Origin of the sequence: Pseudonocardia sp. CA-107938 (assembly GCF_050936315.1) — a bacterium.
Taxonomy (GTDB): Bacteria; Actinomycetota; Actinomycetes; order Mycobacteriales; family Pseudonocardiaceae; genus Pseudonocardia.
In genome coordinates this window covers 1,555,731-1,575,771 of record NZ_JBNJNA010000001.1, presented here as the reverse complement: position 1 = coordinate 1,575,771, position 20,041 = coordinate 1,555,731, and the positions used below count along the sequence as shown (strand labels likewise).

At 71.9% G+C, this 20,041-nt stretch carries 18 protein-coding genes and 1 pseudogene; 4 read left to right on the top strand and 15 right to left on the bottom strand.

The features are described 5' to 3' along the window. Nucleotides 1-12 precede the first annotated feature (12 nt). The 5 genes from ACQEVB_RS07895 to ACQEVB_RS07875 form a co-directional block, all read right to left on the bottom strand. The gene (locus ACQEVB_RS07895; RefSeq protein WP_432966938.1) at nt 13-1,221 is read right to left on the bottom strand and encodes a DUF480 domain-containing protein; all 1,209 of its coding nucleotides are present in this window, start codon (nt 1,219-1,221) and stop codon (nt 13-15) included. A 47-nt stretch (nt 1,222-1,268) separates the two neighbouring features. Next, the gene (locus ACQEVB_RS07890) at nt 1,269-2,639 is read right to left on the bottom strand and encodes an OFA family MFS transporter (RefSeq protein WP_432966936.1); all 1,371 of its coding nucleotides are present in this window, start codon (nt 2,637-2,639) and stop codon (nt 1,269-1,271) included. 68 nt (nt 2,640-2,707) lie between these two features. Further along, nucleotides 2,708-4,843: an acetate--CoA ligase family protein gene (locus ACQEVB_RS07885; protein WP_432966934.1), complete on the bottom strand. Its 2,136-nt coding sequence runs from the start codon at nt 4,841-4,843 to the stop codon at nt 2,708-2,710. Next, the gene (gene frc, locus ACQEVB_RS07880) at nt 4,843-6,066 is read right to left on the bottom strand and encodes a formyl-CoA transferase (RefSeq protein WP_432966932.1); all 1,224 of its coding nucleotides are present in this window, start codon (nt 6,064-6,066) and stop codon (nt 4,843-4,845) included. Before frc ends, ACQEVB_RS07885 begins: the two co-directional genes overlap by 1 nt. 13 nt (nt 6,067-6,079) lie before the next feature. After that, nucleotides 6,080-7,801 (bottom strand): thiamine pyrophosphate-binding protein, encoded by a 1,722-nt coding sequence (locus ACQEVB_RS07875; protein ID WP_432966930.1) that lies wholly within the window; start codon nt 7,799-7,801, stop codon nt 6,080-6,082. Between the two features lie 126 nt (nt 7,802-7,927). Between ACQEVB_RS07875 and ACQEVB_RS07870 the strand changes: the two genes are divergently transcribed. Then, nucleotides 7,928-8,905, top strand: coding sequence for a 2-dehydropantoate 2-reductase (locus ACQEVB_RS07870; RefSeq protein ID WP_432966928.1), 978 nt, complete (start codon nt 7,928-7,930; stop codon nt 8,903-8,905). A 42-nt stretch (nt 8,906-8,947) separates the two neighbouring features. Here ACQEVB_RS07870 and ACQEVB_RS07865 read toward each other — a convergent pair. After that, nucleotides 8,948-9,912, bottom strand: a pseudogene (locus ACQEVB_RS07865) (helix-turn-helix domain-containing protein). A 52-nt stretch (nt 9,913-9,964) separates the two neighbouring features. Here ACQEVB_RS07865 and ACQEVB_RS07860 point away from each other — a divergent pair. Continuing rightward, nucleotides 9,965-10,345 carry a cupin domain-containing protein gene (locus tag ACQEVB_RS07860; protein WP_432966926.1) on the top strand — a complete coding sequence of 127 codons (381 nt, stop codon included), beginning with the start codon at nt 9,965-9,967 and terminating at the stop codon, nt 10,343-10,345. Between the two features lie 3 nt (nt 10,346-10,348). Here the strand turns inward: ACQEVB_RS07860 and gcl are convergent, their stop codons facing one another. The 5 genes from gcl to sucC all read right to left on the bottom strand — a co-directional run bounded on the left by gcl (nt 10,349) and on the right by sucC (nt 15,975). After that, nucleotides 10,349-12,052 (bottom strand): glyoxylate carboligase, encoded by a 1,704-nt coding sequence (gcl, locus tag ACQEVB_RS07855; RefSeq protein ID WP_432980221.1) that lies wholly within the window; start codon nt 12,050-12,052, stop codon nt 10,349-10,351. Between the two features lie 14 nt (nt 12,053-12,066). Next, nucleotides 12,067-12,984 (bottom strand): 2-hydroxy-3-oxopropionate reductase, encoded by a 918-nt coding sequence (locus tag ACQEVB_RS07850; protein WP_432966924.1) that lies wholly within the window; start codon nt 12,982-12,984, stop codon nt 12,067-12,069. Then, complete coding sequence (locus ACQEVB_RS07845) at nt 12,981-13,814, bottom strand: hydroxypyruvate isomerase family protein (RefSeq protein ID WP_432966923.1); 834 nt, start codon at nt 13,812-13,814, stop codon at nt 12,981-12,983. The genes ACQEVB_RS07850 and ACQEVB_RS07845 overlap by 4 nt, the downstream gene beginning before the upstream one ends. Before the next feature lie 108 nt (nt 13,815-13,922). Continuing rightward, entirely contained in the window at nt 13,923-14,816 is an 894-nt protein-coding gene (sucD, locus tag ACQEVB_RS07840) for a succinate--CoA ligase subunit alpha (RefSeq protein ID WP_432966921.1), read from the bottom strand. 1 nt (nt 14,817) lies between these two features. Next, nucleotides 14,818-15,975, bottom strand: a complete 1,158-nt coding sequence (sucC, locus tag ACQEVB_RS07835; protein ID WP_432966920.1) for an ADP-forming succinate--CoA ligase subunit beta — start codon at nt 15,973-15,975, stop codon at nt 14,818-14,820. Nucleotides 15,976-16,093: 118 nt separating this feature from the next. Here sucC and ACQEVB_RS07830 point away from each other — a divergent pair, with 118 nt between their 5' ends. Then, nucleotides 16,094-17,440 carry an MFS transporter gene (locus ACQEVB_RS07830; RefSeq protein ID WP_432966918.1) on the top strand — a complete coding sequence of 449 codons (1,347 nt, stop codon included), beginning with the start codon at nt 16,094-16,096 and terminating at the stop codon, nt 17,438-17,440. Nucleotides 17,441-17,459: 19 nt separating this feature from the next. On the opposite strand, the gene ACQEVB_RS07825 is transcribed toward ACQEVB_RS07830, so the two are convergent. The 4 genes from ACQEVB_RS07825 to ACQEVB_RS07810 form a co-directional block, all read right to left on the bottom strand. Next, nucleotides 17,460-18,161, bottom strand: coding sequence for a GntR family transcriptional regulator (locus ACQEVB_RS07825; RefSeq protein ID WP_432966916.1), 702 nt, complete (start codon nt 18,159-18,161; stop codon nt 17,460-17,462). 73 nt (nt 18,162-18,234) lie between these two features. Beyond that, entirely contained in the window at nt 18,235-18,513 is a 279-nt protein-coding gene (locus ACQEVB_RS07820; protein WP_432966914.1) for a tail fiber domain-containing protein, read from the bottom strand. A gap of 31 nt (nt 18,514-18,544) precedes the next feature. Further along, a complete protein-coding gene (locus ACQEVB_RS07815) occupies nt 18,545-18,715 on the bottom strand; it encodes a hypothetical protein (RefSeq protein ID WP_432966912.1) in 171 nt (56 codons plus the stop codon). 31 nt (nt 18,716-18,746) lie between these two features. Then, entirely contained in the window at nt 18,747-19,139 is a 393-nt protein-coding gene (locus tag ACQEVB_RS07810) for a winged helix-turn-helix transcriptional regulator (protein WP_432966910.1), read from the bottom strand. Nucleotides 19,140-19,192: 53 nt separating this feature from the next. Here ACQEVB_RS07810 and ACQEVB_RS07805 point away from each other — a divergent pair, with 53 nt between their 5' ends. Beyond that, the gene (locus tag ACQEVB_RS07805) at nt 19,193-20,020 is read left to right on the top strand and encodes an SDR family oxidoreductase (RefSeq protein ID WP_432966908.1); all 828 of its coding nucleotides are present in this window, start codon (nt 19,193-19,195) and stop codon (nt 20,018-20,020) included. Nucleotides 20,021-20,041: the final 21 nt, after the last annotated feature.

The window sequence follows — 20,041 nt, the reverse complement described above, 5'->3', positions numbered from 1 at the left end:
CGGGCGCGCCGCTCAGGACGCGCGGCGGGCCAGCACGTACAGGCGCTCCGTGGGCGCCTCCACGTCCGCCAGCGGGGAACGGATGTACCACTCGACGTCCACGAGCCCGGCCGCGGTGACGGCGGCGACGACCTCGGGCGCGTCGTGCAGCACGAAGTCGAGGTCGACGGGCGCGCCGTGCAGCTCGTCGACGTGCCACACCGCCTCGCCGACGTGCAGGGCGAACGCCAGCCGGCCGCCGGGCACCAGCAGCCGGGCGAGGCCGGCGAGCACCGCCGGCAGCTCGGACGTGGCCATGTGCACGAACGCGTACCAGGCGGTGATGGCCGACCAGCCGGCCGCGGCGCGGGGCCGCATCATGGTCGTCAGGTCGCCCACCTGGAACTCGACGTCCGGGAACCGGCCGCGCGCCTCGTCGATCATGGCGGGCGCGAGGTCGACGCCCACCACCTCCGCGCCCGCTGCCGCCAGGTGGGCCGCGACGTGGCCCGGACCCGTACCGACGTCCGCGATCGGACCGTCCGCCTCGGCGGCGATGCGGTCGAGCAGCCACCGGTCGAACGGCTTGTGCGCAAGCTCGTCCGCCAGCGCCTCCGCGTAGCCCGCCGCGGCCGCGTCGTACCCGGCGCGCACCCGGGCGTCGCGGACGTCGGCGCCCTCGGCGATGACGGCATCCCGGTCGACGTGCACGACCGGGGCCGACACCGTCTCCGGCAGCGGCCCCAGCAGGTGCGCCCACCGCGGGTCCTGCTGGCCCGGCTTGCGCTCCAGCTCGACGACGAGCGGTTCGTCCAGCTCGGCGAGCTCGTGCAGCGTGGCTTCGACGGCGGCGCGATCCTCGAAGGCGTGCAGCCGGGTGGTGCGCGTCCGCAGCTCGCCGGGGGCCTGCGGCCCGCGCAGCAGGAGCACGGTGAGCACGGCCAGCTCGGCCTCGCCGACGCCGAGGTGCTCCTCCAGCCGCTGGTGGAACTTCATGACGCGGGAGCCCGCGCCGCTCCACACGGGCCGGACGAGCTCGCGGTCGCGCAGGCCCTTGAGCGTGGCCTGCAGCGTGGCGTCGTCGTAGTCGGTGATCGGATCCCGGCTGCTCGTCTGGTTGCACGCGGAGCGCAGTGCGTTGAGGGTGAGCGGGTAGCTCGCCGGGACCGTGCGCTGCTTCTCCAGCAACGCCCCGAGCACCCGCTGCTCGACGTCGGACAGCTGCGGTCGTGATTCGGCCACGTCACGAGCCTAGTGCCCCTCCGTGGAGGGGCACTACGCCGTGACGATCAAGCCCGGGTCAGGCTCTGATCGAGCGGATCGAGGCTCGCTCCCTTCCCCCGGCCCGGTTGGGACAGGAACAGCGCGACGAACGCGGCGAACAGCGAGATCGAGCCGGCCAGGGTGAACGCCCCGGCGTGGCCCCAGTTCGCCACGACGACGGCGCCCATGCCGGAGCCGAGCAGGCCCGACACCAGCTTCGAGCTGTACACGAGCCCGTAGTTGGACGCGTTGTTGTTCTCCCCGAAGTAGTCGGCGGTCATCGCCGCGAACATCGGGAAGATCGCGCCGCCGCCGAACCCGGAGATGCTGGAGAAGATCAGGAAGAACACCAGGTGCTTCTCGGTGGCGGCCCAGAGGATGCCGTACTGCGAGAGGCCGAGCACGATGCAGACGAAGATCAGGCAGCGCTTGCGGCCGAAGAGGTCCGACAGCCAGCCGATCACGCCGCGTCCGGTGCCGTTGACGATGGCCTTGAGCGACATCGCCGTGGCCACGATGCCGCCGGCGAACCCGGCCTCCTTCCCGATGTCCACCTGGAACGCGATGCCGAAGATGTTCACGCCCGACGTGCACAGCAGGCAGAACCACATCAGGGCGACCCGGCCGGTCTGCCAGGCCTCCTTGGGCGTGTACTGCCGCACGGCGGGCGGGTTCATCGCGAGCGCGCGGCGTGCGCGGCGGTCGGCCGGTGGCTGCAGCGGGTCGACCTCCTCCGGCCACCAGTTCTTCGGCGGGTCCTGGAAGAAGTAGCCGACGACCGCCACCGTCAGTGCGAGGAAGAGGCCGACCGACACCAGAACCCAGCGGAAGTTCGTCAGGTCCATGTAGCCGGTGAAGATGAACACGAACGGCACCGACCCGTAGGCGAACCCGCCGTTGACGAACCCGGTCTTGCCGCCCTTCCGCTCCGGGTACCACTTCCCGACCATGTTCACGCAGGTCGCGTACACGGCGCCCGCGCCCATGCCGGAGAACATGCCGAACCCGATGTACGCGACGACCACGTGCGGCGCGTACGCGAGCGACAGGTACCCGAGCAGGGTGCCCAACGCACCCAGGATCATGGCCCAGCGGGCCGGTAGCTTGCCGCTCTCGCGGAGCTTCCCGACCGGGAACGCCACCGCGGCCTGGAAGAACACCCATACGCCGAGCAGCCAGAAGATGTGCAGGCTGTCCCAGTGGTGGGCTTCGTGCAGCGTGTCCTCCGCGGAGGCGAACGCGTACTCGGCCGAGCTGATGGCCATCATGCCGATCCAGGGCAGGATGACCATCCACCGGCGCTTGCGGCCCATGATGTCGACGTCGGACTCACCGACGCGGTAGATGCGGCCGTTGCTGTCGGTCACTTCCCGGTAGGGCTGTGCGGTCGTCGTCACGCCGTCTCCTTTGACGGTTCAGTGCACGGGCGATCGGTCCTTGCCTTGCCTACTTCCTTCGACTGCAGTCAGGGGTGCAGCAGACCCGCGGCGCGGGCCCAGCGGTACTTGGCGCCGAGCACGGCGACCGGCTTCTCCGTCGTGTACGGGTACGCGACCACGCCGTGCTCGTACAGGTACTGGCTGGCCTGCTCGACCTCGGTGTCACCGGCGAGCGACGCCACGACGGGCTTGTCGATGCCCTTCGCCCGAGCCTCTGCCACGACCTTCGCGACGAGCTCGGCGAACACCATCGGCGGCGTGACGATCGTGTGCCAGTAGCCGAGGATCAACGCGTGGATCCGCGGGTCCTCCAGCCCGAGGCGGATCGTCGCCTCGTACGTGCTCGGCGGCTCGCCACCGGTGATGTCGACCGGGTTGCCGGCCGCACCGAACGGCGGGATGAACGCCCGGAACGCCGCGTCGAGGTCCGGCGGGATCTCCATCAGCGACAGCCCGTTGGCCTCGCACGCGTCCGAGAGCAGCACGCCCGAGCCGCCGGCACCGGTGATGATGACGACGTTCTCGCCCTTCGGCGTGGGCAGCACCGGCAGGCCGCGCGCGTACTCGAGCATGTCGTTCAGCCCGTACGCGCGGACGACGCCGGCCTGACGCAGGATGTCGTCGTAGACCTTGTCGTCGCCGGCGAGTGCACCGGTGTGCGAGCTGGCCGCCCGCGCCCCGGACGCCGTCCGGCCGGCCTTGAGCACCACCACCGGCTTGTGGGGTGTGGTGCGCCGGGCGGCCTCGACGAACCCGCGGCCGTCCTTGAGGTCCTCCAGGTGCATCGCGACGCACGTGGTGTTGTCGTCGGTCGCGAAGAACGTGAGGAGGTCGTCCTCGTCGATGTCGGACTTGTTGCCCAGCCCGACGATCGCGGACACCCCGGTGCTGGTGCTGCGCGCGAAGCCCAGGATCGCCATGCCGATGCCGCCGCTCTGCGAGGTCAGTGCGACGCCCCCCTTGACGTCGAACGGTGTGCAGAACGTCGCGCACAGGTTGTCGTGTGTCGAGTAGTAGCCGTAGATGTTGGGTCCGAGCAGCCGCACGCCGGCCTCGCGGGCGGCCGTCACGAGCTCCTCCTGCAGCTCGACGTTGCCCGTCTCGGCGAACCCGGACGGGATGAGCACGGCGACCGGCACGCCCTTCGCGCCGACCTCGCGCACCGCCCCGACCACGAACTTCGCCGGGATCGCGAATACGGCGACGTCCACGTCCTCGGGGACGTCGCCGATCGACGCGTAGGCCGCGCGCCCGAGCACCTCGGTGGCCTTCGGGTTGATCGGGTAGATCTCGCCCGCGAAACCGCCGTCGACGAGGTTGCGCATCACCGAGTTGCCGATCTTGCCGGCCCCGTTGGACGCGCCGATCACGGCGACCGAGCGCGGATGCATCATCTTGTTCATCACCGCGAGGATCTCCTCGGGTGAGTGCCGCACCGGCTCGGTGACCTCGCCGGTCTCGAGCAGGATCCGCACGTCGGCGGCGGACGCGCCGTCGGGTCGGGCGAACACCGGGTTGAGGTCGACCTCGCGGATCTCGGGGAAGTCGCCCACCAGGTCCGAGAGCCGCACGATCACGTCGGCCAGCGCGTCGGCGTCGGCCGGCTTGGCCCCCCGCACCCCCTTCAGCACCTCGGCGGCCGCGATCGAGTCGAGCATCGAGTGCGCCGTCGGCAGGTCCATCGGGGCCAGCCGGAACGTGACGTCCTTCGTCACCTCGACGAGCACGCCGCCGAGCCCGAACACGACGACCTTGCCGAACGTCGGGTCGGTGGTGGCGCCGATGATCACCTCATGGCCGCCGGACAGCATCTGCTGCACCTGCACGCCGTCGATCGACGCGTCGGCGTCGTAGCGGGCCGCGTTGCCGAGGATCTCCTCGTAGGCCGCGCGCACGGCGTCCTCGCCGCTGACGCCGATCTTGACGCCGCCGGCCTCGGTCTTGTGCAGGATGTCCGGCGAGACGATCTTCATGGCGACCGGACCGCCGAGCTGCGCGGCGAGCATGACGGCCTCGTCGGCGGTGGTGGCCAGGCCCTCGCCGGGCACCGGGATGCCGTAGGCCTGGCAGATCCGCCGGCCCTCCGGCGCGGTGAGCGACTCGCGGCCCTCGGCGCGCGCCTTGTCCAGCACGTCCTGGACGGTCTGCTTGTCGTGCGCCATCAGATCACCCCTGCCTGCTGGAGCTGCGCGAACCGCTCGGCGTCGACGCCCAGCTCCCGGTAGACCTCCTCGTTGTGCTGCCCCAGCAGTGGCGAGGTCTCGACCTTGACGGGCGAGTCGGAGAGCTTGATCGGGCAGCCGACGGTGGTGAACGAGCCGCGCTCGGGGTGGTCCACCGTGACGATCATGTTGTTCTCGACGAGCGACGCGTCCTCGATCAGCTCCTTGGTGGACAGGATCGGGCCGCACGGGATGTTGTGGGCGTTGAGCTGCGCCAGCACGTCCCACTTGTCGAGGTTGCTGGACCACTCCTCGATGAGCTGGAACATCTTGCCGAGCTTCGGCAGCCGGGCCTCGGGCGTGCTCCACTCGGGGTCGTCGGTGAGGTCGGGGCGGCCGATCAGCTTGCTGATCGGGGCCCAGCCCGGCGGCTGCACGATGACGTAGATGTAGTCGTTCGGGCCGCCGGGGGCGCACTTCACCGCCCAGCCCGGCTGGCCGCCGCCGGACGCGTTGCCCGAGCGCGGCACCTCGTCGCCGAACTGCTCGTTCGGGTACTCGGCGAGCGGGCCGTGCGCGAGTCGCTGCTGGTCGCGCAGCTTCACCCGGCACAGGTTGAGCACGGCGTGCTGCATCGCGACCGTGACGCGCTGGCCGCGTCCGGTCGTGTTGCGCTGCACGAGCGCCGCGAGGATGCCCGCGACGGCGTGCATGCCGGTGCCCGAGTCGCCGATCTGGGCGCCCGTCGCGAGCGGCGGACCTTCCTCGAACCCGGTGGTGGCCATCGAGCCGCCCATGGCCTGCGCGACCACCTCGTACGCCTTGAAGTGCGTGTACGGGCCTTCGCCGAAGCCCTTGATCGACGCGTAGATCAGCCGCGGGTTGATCTCCTGCAACCGGTCCCACGTGAAGCCCATGCGGTCGACGGCGCCGGGCCCGAAGTTCTCCACGAGGACGTCGGACTCCTGCACCATCTTCACGAAGAGCTCCTTGCCCTCCTCGCTCTTCATGTTGAGGGTGATGCTGCGCTTGTTGCAGTTGAGCATCGTGAAGTAGAGGCTGTCGACGTCCGGCAGGTCGCGCAGCTGCTTGCGCGTGATGTCGCCGGTGGGGGCTTCGAGCTTCACCACGTCGGCGCCGAGCCACGCGAGGATCTGCGTGGCCGACGGCCCGGACTGCACGTGCGTCATGTCGAGGATGCGAATTCCGGCGAGAGCGCTCATGAGCTGGCCGTCCTCACTTGTACATCGTCTGGTTCATGGTTCCGGGCGCGTACACGTCGGGATCGACCCAGACGTTGATCAGCGAGGGCTTCCCGGACTCGCGGGCGCGCTGCAGCGCCGGCGCGATGTCGGCGGGGTCGCGGACCTCCTCGCCGTACCCGCCGAGCATCTGGGCGAACAGGTCGTAGCGGACGTCGCCGAGCGTGTTGCCGACGCGGGCGCGGTCCTCGCCGTACTTCTGCGCCTGCCCGTAGCGGATCTGGTTCATCGACGAGTTGTTGCCGACGATCCCGACGAACGGGAGGTTGTAGCGGACCAGCGTCTCGAAGTCCCAGCCCGTCAGGCTGAACGCGCCGTCGCCGAACAGCGCGACGACCTCCTTGTCCGGCCGCGCGTGCTTGGCCGCGAGCACGAACGGGACGCCGACGCCGAGCGTGCCCAGCGGGCCGGGGTCCATCCAGTGACCGGGCGACTTGGGCTGCACGACCTGGCCGGAGAACGTGACGATGTCGCCGCCGTCGCCGATGTAGATCGAGTCCTCGGTGAGGAACTCGTTGATCTCGTGCACGAGCCGGTACGGGTCGATCGGCGACGCGTCGGAGTGCTGGCGGGGCAGCCGCTTCGTGTACGCGGCGTCCTCGACGGCCCGCAGCTCGGCGATCCACGCCGCGCGCGACGGGTGCGCGCGCCCGCCGGCGGCGGCCGTGACCGCGGAGAGCACGGCGCCGACGTCGCCGACGATGCCGAGGTCGATGTCGCGGTTCTTGCCGACGGTGCGGTAGTCGAGGTCGATCTGCACGACCGTCGCGGTCGGCGAGAGGCGCCGCCCGTAGCCCATGCGGAAGTCGAACGGCGTGCCGACGATGATGATCAGGTCGGCCTCGGTGAACGCGTGCCGGCGGGCGAGCTGGAAGTGCATCGGGTCGCCGGGCGGGAGCGTGCCGCGGCCGGCCCCGTTCATGAACGCCGGCACGTTGAGGGCGCGGACGAACTCGATGGCGGAGTCGGTGGCGCGGCAGGTCCAGACCTGGCTGCCGAGCAGCACGCACGGCTTCTCGGCGCGGGAGACCAGCTCGGCGAGCTTCTCGATCGAGGCCGGGTCGCCGATCGACTTCGTGGACGCGCGGTAGCCGCCCGGCGCGGGGATGCGGGCCTGCTCGATCGGCACCTTGGCGTCGAGCACGTCGCGCGGGATCTCCAGGAACGACGGGCCGGGCGCGCCGTTGTAGCACTCGCGGAACGCCATCGAGACCAGGTCGGCGACGCGCGCGGTGTGCGGCACGGTCGCTGCGAACTTGCTGATCGGCGCGATCATGTCGACGTGCGGCAGGTCCTGCAGCGAGCCCATCTTGTGCTGGGTGAGCGCGCCCTGGCCGCCGATCAGCAGCATCGGGCTCTCCGCCCGTAGCGCGTTCGCGACCCCGGTGACGGCGTCGCTGGTGCCGGGACCGGCCGTGACCACGGCGCAGCCCGGGGTGCCGGTGATGCGGGCGTAGCCGTCGGCGGCGTGGGCGGCGACCTGCTCGTGGCGGACGTCGATGACCGAGATGCCCTCGTCCACGCACCCGTCGTAGATGTCGATGATGTGGCCGCCGCACAGCGTGAAGATCGTGTCGACGCCCTCGGCCTTCAGTGCCTTCGCGACCAGGTGCCCGCCGGAGATGGTGGTCCCGGAGCTGATATCCGCGGCAGCGGCCGTGCTCCGGGCGGTGCTGCCAGGGACTGTCTGCGTCATGGGAGAGTCGGCTCCTCGTCGTCGAATACTGCATACCGTATGGAAATTGGTACTCCTCGATGTCGCTGTTGTCCAGACCACAGCGAGATTGCATACTGTCTACCGCATACAGACGAGGAGACCTCTATGAAGGTTGCTGTGCTGGGCGCCGGCGCGATCGGCGCGTACGTCGGAGCGGCCCTCTGCCGCGCCGGGGTCGAGGTGCACCTGGTCGCCCGCGGCCCGCACCTCGCGGCCCTGCGTGCGAAGGGGGTCGAGGTGGTGAGCCCGCGCGGCGACTTCGTCGCCCACCCGCACGCCACCGACGACCCGTCGCAGATCGGGCCGGTCGATCACGTCGTCCTCGGCGTGAAGGCGCACTCCTACGCGTCGATGGGCCCGCTGGTGGCTCCCCTGCTGCACGAAGGCACCACGCTGATCGCCGCGCAGAACGGCATCCCGTGGTGGTACTTCCACCGCCTCGCCGGCCCGTACGAGGGCACCCGGCTGGAGAGCGTCGACCCGGGCGGAGCCGTGACGGCTGCGCTGCCGCTGGACCGCGCGATCGGCTGCGTGGTCTACGCGGCCACCGAGCTCTCCGCGCCGGGCGTCGTCCAGCACCTGGAGGGCACCCGGTTCTCCATCGGTGAGCCGGCCGGCGGGGTGTCGCAGCGGTGCACGGAGTTCGCCGAGGCGATGGTCGCGGGCGGGCTCAAGTGCCCCGTCGAGCCCGACATCCGCAACGACATCTGGATCAAGCTGATGGGCAACATCGCCTTCAACCCGCTCAGCGCACTCACCCGGGCCACCATGGCCGGCATCTGCCGCCACCCCGGAACCCGCGCGCTGGTCGCCACGATGATGGAGGAGACCCTCGACGTCGCCACCCGGGTCGGCGCGACACCGGAGATCTCCGTGGAGCGGCGGCTGGCCGGCGCCGAGCGCACCGGCGAGCACAAGACGTCGACGCTGCAGGACCTGGAACGCGGCCGGCCCATGGAACTGGACGTCCTGCTGTCAGCGGTCGTGGAGATCGCCGACCTGACCGGCGCGGACGTGCCCACCCTGCGCTCGATCACCGCACTGGCCGACCTGCTCAACCAGGAGGTCGCAGCAGCCTCCTGACGGTCATCGGGCCGCGACGACGGTCGTCGTCGCGGCCTGGCGTCAGGCGGCCGGGCCGAACCTACGGCGGTAGGCGCTCGGGCTGAGGCCGGTGTGGCGGCGCAGCTGCAGCCGTAGGTTCGCCGCCGTCCCGAGACCGCTCGCCTCGGCCACCCGGTCGAGGCGCAGCTCGCCGCGCTCGATCAGCCGGCAGGCCAGCGTCACGCGTTCCGTCGTCAGCCACGCGAGCGGCGTCGTGCCCAGCTCGGCACGGAACTTCCGGTGCAGCGTCGCCGGGCTGGTCGCCGCCCGGGCGGCGAGGTCGGTGACGGTCAGTGGCTGGTCAAGGCGGCTCAGCGCCCAGGCCAGCACGGGTGCGAGCGACGTGTCGGGCACCTCGGGGACCGGTCGGGCGATGAACTGCTGCTGGCCGCCGTCGCGGTGGCCGGTGAACACCAGCCGGCGGCTGACCGCGTTGACGACCTCGGCGCCGTGGTCGCGCTGGATGATGTGCAGGCCGAGGTCGAGGGCGGCCGCGCTGCCCGCCGAGGTGAGGACGTCACCGTCGTCGACGAACAGGACGTCCGGCTCCAGCGCACGGCGGGGAAGCGCTCGGCGAACTCCGCGACCCACTGCCAGTGCGTGGTCGCGCGCCGGCCGTCGAGCACGCCCGCCTCGGCGAGCGCGAACGCGCCGGTGCAGAAGCTGACCAGCCGGGCGCCGCGCTCGGCGGCCCGCCGGATCGCCGCGATGACCGCGGGATCCGTGGGGACGCCGGTGTTCGGGCGGGCCGGCGCGATCAGCGTGTCGGCCGCGTCGGCAGCCTCGAGCCCGGCGACGCCGGTGAGGGTGAACATGCCGAGGTTCATCCGCACGTCCGGCGACGCGGCGCAGAGCGTGAAGTCGTACCAGGGCCGGTCCAGCTCGGGCCGCCGGAGCCCGAACAGCTCCGTCGCGACCCCCATCTCGAACGGGTTCGACTCCGCGGTCACGAGCGCCACGACCCGATGCGAGGATCCTTGCGACATGTGCGATTCGTAGCACTGATGGGCACGCCGATCCAGGCGCAGGATCGTCCGCATGGACCCGATCGACCTCGACGACGTGCTGGCGACCTTCGGTGACGCCTGGAGCCCGCGGATCGTCACCCGCGTCAACGACTACGACATCCGGCTCGCCCGCTTCGCCGGTGAGCACGTCTGGCACGTCCACGATGACACCGACGAGTTCTTCCTGGTCCTCGACGGCGAGATCGAGATCGGCCTGCGCGACCCGCAGGAGCGGGTGGTCACGTTGAGCCGTGGCCAGGTGCTCGTCGTGCCGAAGAGGACGTTCCACAAGCCGTCGTCGAAGGAGGGGGCGAGCGTGCTGCTCGTCGAGCCGGCCGGGACGCTCACCGTCGGCGATGCGCACGACGAGGTCCCGGCCCACGTCGACGTCACCACGGGGCACCTGATCTGAGGGCTACTGCGCCGGCCGTGCCTCCACGAGGTCGGGCACCGGCTCGAACTCCGTGATGGCGTCGAGCGACGGGCCCATGGCGGCGTTCGCCTCGCGCTCCACCATGACCTCGACGAGGACGGGCAGCTGCATCGCTTCCGACTCGAGCGCCGCCCAGGACAGCGCCTCGGCGATCTCGCCGGGCTGCTCCACCCGTCGGGCCGGGCACCCGAAGGCCTCCATGACCTTCACGTGGTCGATGCCGCCCTCGCCGTAGTGCAGGTCGACGGCGTAGTTCATGTCGTAGCCCAGCTCGGCCTGCCGGATCAGCCCCAGGTACTCGTTGTTGACCATGACGATCACGAACGGGATGCGGTACTGGGCGGCGACCGCGACCTCCTCCATGAGGAACTGGAAGGAGTAGTCGCCGACGACCACCACGACCGGCCGCTCCGGGTGGGCGCACTTCACGCCGATCGCGGCCGGGATCTCCCAGCCCAGCGGGCCGGCCTGGCCGCACACCAGGTAGTGCCGCGGCCGGAACGTGTGCTGGAACTGCCCGGACCAGATCTGGTAGAGCCCGATGGCCGTCACGAACGTCGTGTCGGGGCCGAAGAACTCGTTCAGCTCCCGGTAGACGCGCGGCGGCTTGATCGGGACGTCGTCGAAGTCGTCGCGGCGCAGCAGCGTGCTGCGCAGCTCGGCGACCCGCTCCACCCACGCGTCCGGCCTCCTGGCGGGCACCCGAGCCCGTGCGGCTTCGCCGAGCGCGGCCAGTGCCGGCCGCGCGTGCCCGACGATGCCGAGGTCCGGCGTGAACACCTTGCCGATCTGCGTCGGCTCGATGTCGACGTGGATGAAGCGGCGGCCACGCCGGTAGGTGTCGAGGTCGCCGGTGTGCCGGTCGCCGAAGCGGGCCCCGACCGCGAGCACGAGGTCGCTCTCCAGGTAGGCCGCGTTGCCCCAACGGGTCTGCGTCTGGAGGCCGGCCATGCCGGCGAACAGCGGGTGGTCCTCGGGGAACGCACCCTTGCCCATGAGCGTCACCTGGACCGGCACCTGCAGGTGCTCGGCCAGCTCGCGCAGCTCCGCGCACGCGTCGGCACCGATGACGCCGCCGCCGGCGAGGATCAGCGGCCGGTCCGCCTCCAGCAGCATGCGGATCGCCGCGGCCACGGGTTCCGGCCGCGGCACCGGGACCTCGACGGGCAGCGGCCCGTCGAGTGCGGGGTCGAAGCGGCACATGCCGCGCTGCACGTCGATCGGGAGGTCGATCAGCACCGGCCCCGGACGGCCCGAGCGGGCGATCCGGAACGCCTCCCGGAACACCCACGGCGCCTGGCCCGGCTCCTTGAGCTGCACCGCCCACTTGGTGACGGGCTTGGCGATCTCGACGATGTCGACCGCCTGGAACGCCTCCTGGTGCAGCTTGTCGCGCGGCGCCTGCCCGGTGATGCAGATGATCGGCACGGAGTCGGCGAGCGCCGTGTACAGCCCGGTGATCATGTTCGTGCCGGCAGGGCCGGACGTGCCGATGGAGACGCCCACCTTGCCGGTGGCGCGCGCCCAGCCGTCGGCGGCGTGCGTGCCGCCCTCCTCGTGGCGCACGGTCAGGTGCCGGATGCTGCTGCGCCGCATGGCGGCGTACAGCGGGAGGATCGCCGCGCCGGGGATGCCGAACACGGTGTCGACGCCCTCCGACTCCAGCACCGCGACGACGGCCTCCATGCACGGGATCTCGATCATCGGTGGTTCCTTCCCGAGAGGGTCTCCGCCACCAGCAGCAGCGCGGAGTGGTCGAGGGCGCCGTGCCCCTGGGCCCGCGCCGCCGCGACGAGCTGGGCGACGAGCGCGGTCACGGGCAGCGCGACGTCGGCCGCCCTGGCCGCGTCCTGGGCGATGCCCATGTCCTTGTGGTGCAGGTCGATGCGGAAGCCGGGCGCGAACTCGCGCGCCACCATCGACGCCCGCTTCAGCTCGAGGATCCGGCTGCCGGCCAGGCCGCCGGCCAGCACGTCCAGTGCCGGGCCGGCATCCACACCCGACGCCTCCAGCAGCACGATCGCCTCCGCGACCAGCGCGTACGTGCCACCGACGACCAGCTGGTTGGCGGCCTTGACGGTCTGCCCGGCCCCGCTCGGCCCGACGTGCACCACGGTCCTGCCCAGCATGTCGAGCACCGGCCGCGCCGCCTCGACGTCCTCGGTCGCGCCCCCGACCATGATCGAGAGCGTGCCGTCGATCGCGCCCTTCTCCCCGCCGCTGACCGGGGCGTCGATCGCACGGACACCCCGGTCAGCCGCCTGGCGCGCCACCCGCACGGACGTCTGCGGGCGGATGGTGCTCATGTCGATGAGCACCAGGCCGGGCTTGGCGTGCTCGAGCACGCCGTCGGGCCCGAGCACGACCTCTTCGACCTGCGGGGAGTCCGGCAGCATCGTGATCACGAACTCGGCGTCGGTCGCCGCGGCCACGGAGTCCGCCGCCCACCCGCCCTCGGCGACGAGCTGCCGGACGCGCGCGGGGCTCACATCGTGGCCGACGACGCGGTAGCCGGCCCGCACCAGGTTGCGGGCCATCGGCGCGCCCATGATGCCGAGGCCCACGAAGCCCACGGTCGGAACGGGCTGTGCCGATGTCACGTTCGCAAGCTCTCTCATCGCACTCTCCCTCTCGCTGCCCGCAGATGCCGCGGCAGCCACTCGAAGCTGTCGGCGCTGGGCCCGACCGGCCGGTACTCCAGCCCGACCCAGCCGGCGTAACCGCTCGCGGCGAGGCGCTCCAGCAGGTCGGGGACGTCGAGGTCACCCGTGCCGGGCTGGCCGCGGCCGGGGGTGTCGGCGAGCTGCACGTGGCCGAAGCTCGCGGACCGGGTCTCCACCAGCTTCTCGACCGGCTCGCCCATGCGGGCGAGGTGGTAGAGGTCGGCGAGGAACGCCACGTTGTCCATGCCGTGGCTGAACCGCAGGTGATCGACGAGCTGGATGGCCTCGTCGGACGAGGTGATCGGGTAGCCGGGGTTCTCGATCGCGTTCAGCGCCTCGATCACCACGGTGGCCCCCACCTGCGCTGCTGCCTGCGCCGCGAGCACCAGGTTCTCCACGGCCAGCTCCCGCTGCGCCGCCCCGCCGGCCGCCTCGCGGTTGCCGTAGAGCGCGTTCAGCGTCGTGCAGCCGGTGGCCGCGGCGAACCCGACGACCACGTCGATGTTCTCCCGGAACCGGGCGCTGGTGCCCGGCCGCGACAGCAGGCCGCGGTCGCCCGCGGCCATGTCGCCGGCGTCGAAGTTGAGCGCGACGAGCTGCGTGCCGGCGTCGTCGAGCGCCCGGTGCAGCGCGTCGAGCTGCCGGTCGGGGGGCGACGGCTCGGGGAACGGCCACCAGAGCTCGACCGCGTCGAACCCGGCTGCAGCCGCCGCCGCGGGCCGCTGCAGCGACGGTAGCTCGGTGAACAGGATGGACAGGTTGACGTCGTAGCGGAGCTCGGGCATGAGGTCCCTTCGGTGCTGCCCGGGGTGTCGGTGATCAAGGGCAAACTGTCGTCAGTCGATCTCCACGAGCGACGTTCTGCCCTTGATCACCGCCCCCAAGCGGTCTCTTCAGGCGACGGCGCCGAGCTGGGCCAGCACCTGTCGCATCAGGTCCGCGGTGTCGGTCGGCGTGAGCCCGACCCGCACACCGGCGGACTCCAGCGCCGCCTTCTTCGCCCCGGCGGTGCCCGAGGAACCCGAGACGATCGCGCCCGCGTGGCCCATCGTGCGGCCCTCCGGGGCGGTGAAACCGGCGACGTAACCGACGACCGGCTTGGTGACGTGCGCGGCGATGTACTCCGCCGCGCGCTCCTCGGCGTCGCCACCGATCTCCCCGATCATCACGATCGCCCGGGTCTGCGGGTCCTGCTCGAACGCCTCGAGGCAGTCGATGTGGGTGGTGCCCACGATCGGGTCGCCGCCGATGCCGACGCAGGTGGAGAAACCGATGTCGCGCAGCTCGTGCATGAGCTGGTAGGTGAGGGTGCCCGACTTCGAGACCAGCCCGATCGGGCCCGGTCCGGTGATGTCGGAGGGGATGATGCCGGCCAAGCTGCGGCCAGGGCTGATCACGCCCGGGCAGTTGGGCCCGACGATCCGAGTCGGGCCACCCTGCGCGCGGGCCCAGAACCGGGCCGTGTCGTGCACCGGGATGCCCTCGGTGATGACGACGGCGAGCCCGATCCCGGCGTCGACCGCCTCGACCACGGCGTCGCCGGCGAAGCGCGGCGGCACGAACACCACCGACACGTCGGCGCCGGTCTCGGCCATCGCGGTCTTGACGCTGCCGAACACCGGCATCGTCGTGCCGCCGATCTCGACGGCCTCGCCGTCGCGGCCCGGCGTGACACCACCGACCACGGCGGTGCCGGCGGCGATCATCCGAGCGGTGTGCTTGCGCCCCTCGGTGCCGGTCATCCCCTGCACCAGCACGCGGGAGCTCTCGGTCAGGAAGATGGCCATGTCACGCTCCCGCGTTCGCCAGATCGGCGGCCCGGTCGGCCGCCGCGTCCATCGTGTCGATCATGGTGACGAGCGGGTGGGCAGCCTCGGCGAGGATCGCGCGACCGGCGTCGACGTTGTTGCCGTCCAGCCGCACGACCAGCGGCTTCGACGCGTCCGGCCCGAGGATGCGCAGGGCGTCGACGATGCCGCTCGCGACCTGGTCGCACGCGGTGATACCGCCGAAGACGTTGACGAAGACGGAGCGGACGGCCGGGTCGTCGATGATGATGCCCAGCCCGTCGGCCATGACCTGCGCGTTCGCGCCGCCGCCGATGTCGAGGAAGTTGGCCGGGGCGACGCCGCCGTGTCGACGGCCGGCCTCGGCCACCACGTCCAGCGTGGACATGACGAGGCCTGCGCCGTTGCCGATCACCCCGACCTGGCCGTCGAGCTTGACGTAGTTGAGGCCCTTGGCCTCCGCCTCCACCTCGCGCGGATCCCGGCCCGGGTCCGCGGCGAAGGCCGCGTGGTCCGGATGGCGGAAGCCGGCGTTGCCGTCGAGAGTGATCTTGCCGTCCAGGGCGACGATGCTCCCGTCGGCGAGCTGCGCCAGCGGGTTGACCTCGACGAGCGTCGCGTCGGCCGAGACGAACGCGTCCCACAGTTTGACCAGGACGCCGGCGGCGGACTCGGGGAGCCGAGCCGCGGCGACGATCGCGCGGGCGACGTCGGCGTCCACGCCGGTCGCCGGGTCGATCGCGACCTTGGCCAGCGCGTCGGGCCGCTCGCGGCTCAGCTCCTCGATCTCCATCCCGCCCTCCGCACTCGCCAGCGCGAGGAACCGGCGCTCGGCGCGGTCGAGCAGGAAGGACACGTAGAACTCCTGCTGGATCTCGGCCGCCGCGGCCACCAGCACGCGGTGGACGTGATGGCCCTTGATGTCCATGCCGAGGATCGCCGTCGCGTGGGCGCGGGCCTCCGCCGGCGTGGTTGCCATGCGGACGCCGCCCGCCTTACCGCGACCACCGGTCTTCACCTGCGCCTTGACGACGACCGGACCGCCGATGCCGCGCGTGACGGCCTCGGCCTCGGCCGGGGTCGCGGCCACCGCACCGCGGGCGACGGGCACGCCATGGCCGGCGAGCAGGTCCCTCGCCTCGTACTCGTACAGGTCCACGAAGCCTCCGAGGTTGAGAATGCAGTCGACTGTATGCAGTATGGAATCGCTTGTCCAGAGGGCTTGTGTTCCGCGTCACTTCGGCGGACGATCGCATACAGTATGGAAGGAGGCCGCCGTGGCCGAGGAGCGATCAGTCGAACCGCGCGAGGTCCGCGACTGGCGGGGGCGCAGCTACCGGATCGGCGAGACCCCGCAGGACCTGATGGGCTGGCCGCGCTGGTCGATGCTCGCACTGGCGTGGCTCGCGATGGCGACCGTCGGCGTTCTCCAGTACGGGTACGGCGCCGCCGTCCCCGCGCTGACGATGCGCAACGGGTGGTCGCCCGTCGAGGTGTTCTGGCCGCTCGCGGCCTGGGTCGTGTTCCAGGCCGGGGTCGGGATGCCGGCCGCCTACCTGCTCGAACGCGGGCGCGTCGGCTCGCGCGTGCTGACGCTCATCGGTGCCGTCTGCTGCGAGGTCGGCGTCTTCGTGCTCGCCCACAGCACGAGCCTGGCCGTCGTGCTGGTCGGCTACTCCGTCGTCGGCGGGGCGGGCGCCGGCCTGGTCTACGCCGCGTGCACGTCCGTGGTGACCAGGTGGTACCCGGAGCGCCGCGGCATGCGGGTCGGCCAGGTCACCGGTGCGTTCGCGTACGGGTCGGTGCCCGTGGTCGTCGCGATGGTGCTGGGCCTGCGGGCCGACGTCCTCGGCCCGGCCCTGCTCACCGCATCGGTCGTGATCTTCATGCTGGTGGCGGCTGCCGGACTGCTCATGGTCGACCCGCCCGCCCGCTGGTGGCCCGCGGAGACGGATCCCCGCGCGTGGGCGCTGGGCCGGCAGAACCCGTCCGCAGCACGGGAGTTCTCCGCGATCCAGGCCCTGCGCACCCGGGTGCTCCCGCTGATGGTGCTGATCCTCATGGGGGCCGGCGCGATCTCGCTGTTCGACGCGGCGTTCCTCATCGTCATCGTGGGCGGCCTCGGGGTCGGTGTGTCCGTCACCGCCGTCGCCGCGGGACTCGTCCTCGCCTGCAACGGCGCGACGCGCGCTGCCGCGATCAGCGTGTCCGACCGGCTCGGCCGGCGCCGCACCCTCGGCGCCGTCCTCGCGATCCAGGCCGTCGCGCAGGTGCTGCTCGCCGTCGCCGTCACCACGGCTGTGCCGGCCCTCCTGATCGTGGCGGCCGCACTGGCCGGGCTGGGCGGCGGCGCGTTCTACCCGCTGTTCGCGAGCCTGGCCCGGGAGTACTTCGGCGAGGAACGCGCCTTCGAGGTGCACGGCATCGTCTACTGCGCCAAGGCCGGCAGCGGCATCCTCGGCATCGGGCTCGCGGCGTCCGCCGTCGCCGCCTGGGGCCCGGTGGCGGCGCTGCTCCTCGCCGCTGCCGTCGGAGCGGTGTGCACGGTGGCGGCGACCGCGCTGCGCCGGCCCGGCCTGCCCAGCACGCTCCCGACGGCGGCGGCCATCACCGTCACGGGCTGAACGGGGCGGCCGCCGGGGCTCAGAGAGCGCGACGGCGCTCGTCGATGCGCGGAGCCTCGGCGGTCGAGTGCTCGAGGTAGGACTGCCGGGTGAGCTCGGTGTGGTGGCGCATCGCATCGGCGGCGCGCTCGCTGTCGCCGTCGGCGATCGCCTGGATGAGCACCGCGTGCTCCTCCCACGACTGGGCGCCCCGGTGGCGGGCCACGGGCGTGTAGTACCAGCGCACCCGGCGGTCGACCTGCGCGATGAGCTCGACCAGCACCTTGTTGCCCGAGATCCGCGTGATCGCCGCGTGCAGCTCGGCGTTGGCGGCGACGACCGCGGGCACGTCGTCGGCCTCGACGGCGGCCACGCCGCGCCGGCAGATCTCCCGCAGCTCCTCGACGCTCTCCGGGGTGGCGTGCTGCGCGGCCAGCCGGGCCGACTCGGTCTCCAGCAGCCCGCGCACGACCAGCAGCTGGTCGGCCTCCTCGGTGGTCGGGGCGTGCACGAAGGCGCCCAGGCCCGGGCGCAGGTCCACCCAGCTGTCCTTGCTGAGCCACTGAAGCGCCTCGCGCACCGGCTGCCGGGACACCCCCAGCGAGACGGCCAGCTCGTTCTCGACCAGGTGCTGACCGGGCTGCAGCTCCCCGCCGACGATCATGTCGAGGATCGCGTTGTAGACGCTCTCGCGCAGCGGGAGCGGTCGCTCGATCCGTCGGGCGGCTGACGGCTCGGACATCGGACACTCCCCAGGAGACGGCACTGAACCGAGAAACCCTCGGTCGACTGCTCACAGCATACAAAATGCCGGATTACCTGTCGTGGTGACCTGGGTCCCCGTCGCCGACCTGCCGTTCCAGCTCCTCGACCCGGTCGGCCAGCTCCTTGACCGCTTCCACCAGCGCGCCGACGAGCCCGTGGTAGTCGACGGTCAGGTTGCCGCGACGATCAGGCACGACGGCCTCGGGGAACGCCTGCTGCACGTCCTGGGCCAGTAGGCCGATCGCGCGCGGGCGCCCGTCACGGCGGGTGCGGCGACGGTCGCGCCACTCCCAGGTCACCCCGCGCAGCGTGCGGACCCGGTCGAGCACCGACCGGGGATCCGGGGAGGAGCCGATCGGGTCAGATGGCCCGGACGTCACGCTTGAGGCGGCGGTCGGAGAGGCACTTGATCCCGCACGGCGCCGCGACCGCGACGGCCGTGTCGGAGGCGAGGACGGCCAGTGCCAGCGCGGACGCCCCCGCCGACACCCGCACGAAGCGCGAACGGAACAGTGCACGGATCCTGGCCATGGCTTCCCCCCGGGGTTCGGATCGGCCGACGCTACCGCCGGTGCGCCGGCGCTGCCACCCTCGCGTCGTGGTCGCGGCGGGCCTGCTCGACCTCGGGAAGGTGCTCCGACCATTCGTTCAGTGCAGCGAACACCGGAGCCAGGCTGCGGCCGAGCGGGGTGATCTCGTACTCGACGCGCGGCGGGATCTCGGCGTACCGGGTGCCCCGGACGAGCCCGTCGCGCTCCAGGCGGCGCAGCCGCTCGGTGAGCACCTTCGGCGTGATCGTCGCGATGCGTTCGGCCAGCTCGCCGAAGCGTTGCCGGCCCTCGACGTGCAATGTCCACAGGATGGGGGTGGTCCAGCGGCTGAACACGATGTCGACCACCGGCTCGATCGGACATGCCTGCTGCGGATCGGGCTGGTTCGTGATGCGCGCCACCATCGCCTCACTTTCCTGTAGGTACCTACTATCCCCACGATACTAACGTCGCCTGCATGACCAAGAAGATCGTGGTGACCGGAGCGACGGGAAACGTGGGCAGCCACCTGGTGCAGGCCCTGCTGGACGCGGGCGAGGAGGTGACGGCCGTCGCGCGCAGGATCGTCGGCACCCCGCCTCGGGCCCACACCGTCGCGGCCGACCTGGCCGACCCGCCGAGCCTGAAGCCGGCCCTCGACGGCGCCGACGCGGTGTTCCTCCTGACCGCGGCTGGATTCCTGGCCGGCGGCGACCTCGTCCCGGTGCTCGACGTCGTCCGTGCAGCCGGTGTACGGCAGGTGGTGCTGCTGTCGTCGCAGGGCGTGGGCACCGGCCGGCATCCGGCACACCTGGAGGCGGCCGTCCTCGACTCGGGCCTGGAGGCGACGGTGCTGCGCGGATCGGGCTTCGCCACCAACGCGTTGGCCTGGGCAGCATCGGTGCGGGCCGATCGGACGGTGGCGGCCCCGTTCGGCGATGTCGCCCTCCCGCTGGTGGACCCGCACGACATCGCCGCGTCAGCTGCGGCCGTGCTGCGCGGATCGGGCCACGGTGGGCGGACCTACGTCCTGACGGGCCCGCGGGCGATCACTCCGCGCGAGCAGGCCGCGGCGATCGGGGCGGCGATCGGCGAGCCCGTCCGGTTCGTGGAGCAGACCCGCGAGCAGGCTCGAGCCGCGATGCTGGCCATGCTGCCGGCACCCGTCGTCGAGTCGACGCTCGACATCCTCGGCGCGCCGACGGCCGAGGAGCAGCAGGTGAGTCCGCACGTCGGCGAGCTCACCGGACGCGCTCCACGGGACTTCACCGAGTGGGCCGCCCGTTCCGCTGCGGCGTTCCGGTGACCCTGCGGAACTGCACGGCGC

What these genes read in the sequence shown, in the direction of transcription:
- ACQEVB_RS07815 (WP_432966912.1), bottom strand. Translation starts at nt 18,715, where the DNA reads ATGGCCAGGATCCGTGCACTGTTCCGTTCGCGCTTCGTGCGGGTGTCG.
- ACQEVB_RS07805 (WP_432966908.1), top strand. Translation starts at nt 19,193, where the DNA reads ATGACCAAGAAGATCGTGGTGACCGGAGCGACGGGAAACGTGGGCAGC.
- ACQEVB_RS07850 (WP_432966924.1), bottom strand. Translation starts at nt 12,984, where the DNA reads ATGAGAGAGCTTGCGAACGTGACATCGGCACAGCCCGTTCCGACCGTG.
- gcl (WP_432980221.1), bottom strand. Translation starts at nt 12,052, where the DNA reads ATGGAGGCCGTCGTCGCGGTGCTGGAGTCGGAGGGCGTCGACACCGTG.
- ACQEVB_RS07870 (WP_432966928.1), top strand. Translation starts at nt 7,928, where the DNA reads ATGAAGGTTGCTGTGCTGGGCGCCGGCGCGATCGGCGCGTACGTCGGA.
- ACQEVB_RS07885 (WP_432966934.1), bottom strand. Translation starts at nt 4,843, where the DNA reads ATGGCGCACGACAAGCAGACCGTCCAGGACGTGCTGGACAAGGCGCGC.
- ACQEVB_RS07810 (WP_432966910.1), bottom strand. Translation starts at nt 19,139, where the DNA reads ATGGTGGCGCGCATCACGAACCAGCCCGATCCGCAGCAGGCATGTCCG.
- ACQEVB_RS07825 (WP_432966916.1), bottom strand. Translation starts at nt 18,161, where the DNA reads ATGTCCGAGCCGTCAGCCGCCCGACGGATCGAGCGACCGCTCCCGCTG.
- sucD (WP_432966921.1), bottom strand. Translation starts at nt 14,816, where the DNA reads ATGGCCATCTTCCTGACCGAGAGCTCCCGCGTGCTGGTGCAGGGGATG.
- ACQEVB_RS07860 (WP_432966926.1), top strand. Translation starts at nt 9,965, where the DNA reads ATGGACCCGATCGACCTCGACGACGTGCTGGCGACCTTCGGTGACGCC.
- frc (WP_432966932.1), bottom strand. Translation starts at nt 6,066, where the DNA reads ATGAGCGCTCTCGCCGGAATTCGCATCCTCGACATGACGCACGTGCAG.
- ACQEVB_RS07875 (WP_432966930.1), bottom strand. Translation starts at nt 7,801, where the DNA reads ATGACGCAGACAGTCCCTGGCAGCACCGCCCGGAGCACGGCCGCTGCC.
- ACQEVB_RS07845 (WP_432966923.1), bottom strand. Translation starts at nt 13,814, where the DNA reads ATGCCCGAGCTCCGCTACGACGTCAACCTGTCCATCCTGTTCACCGAG.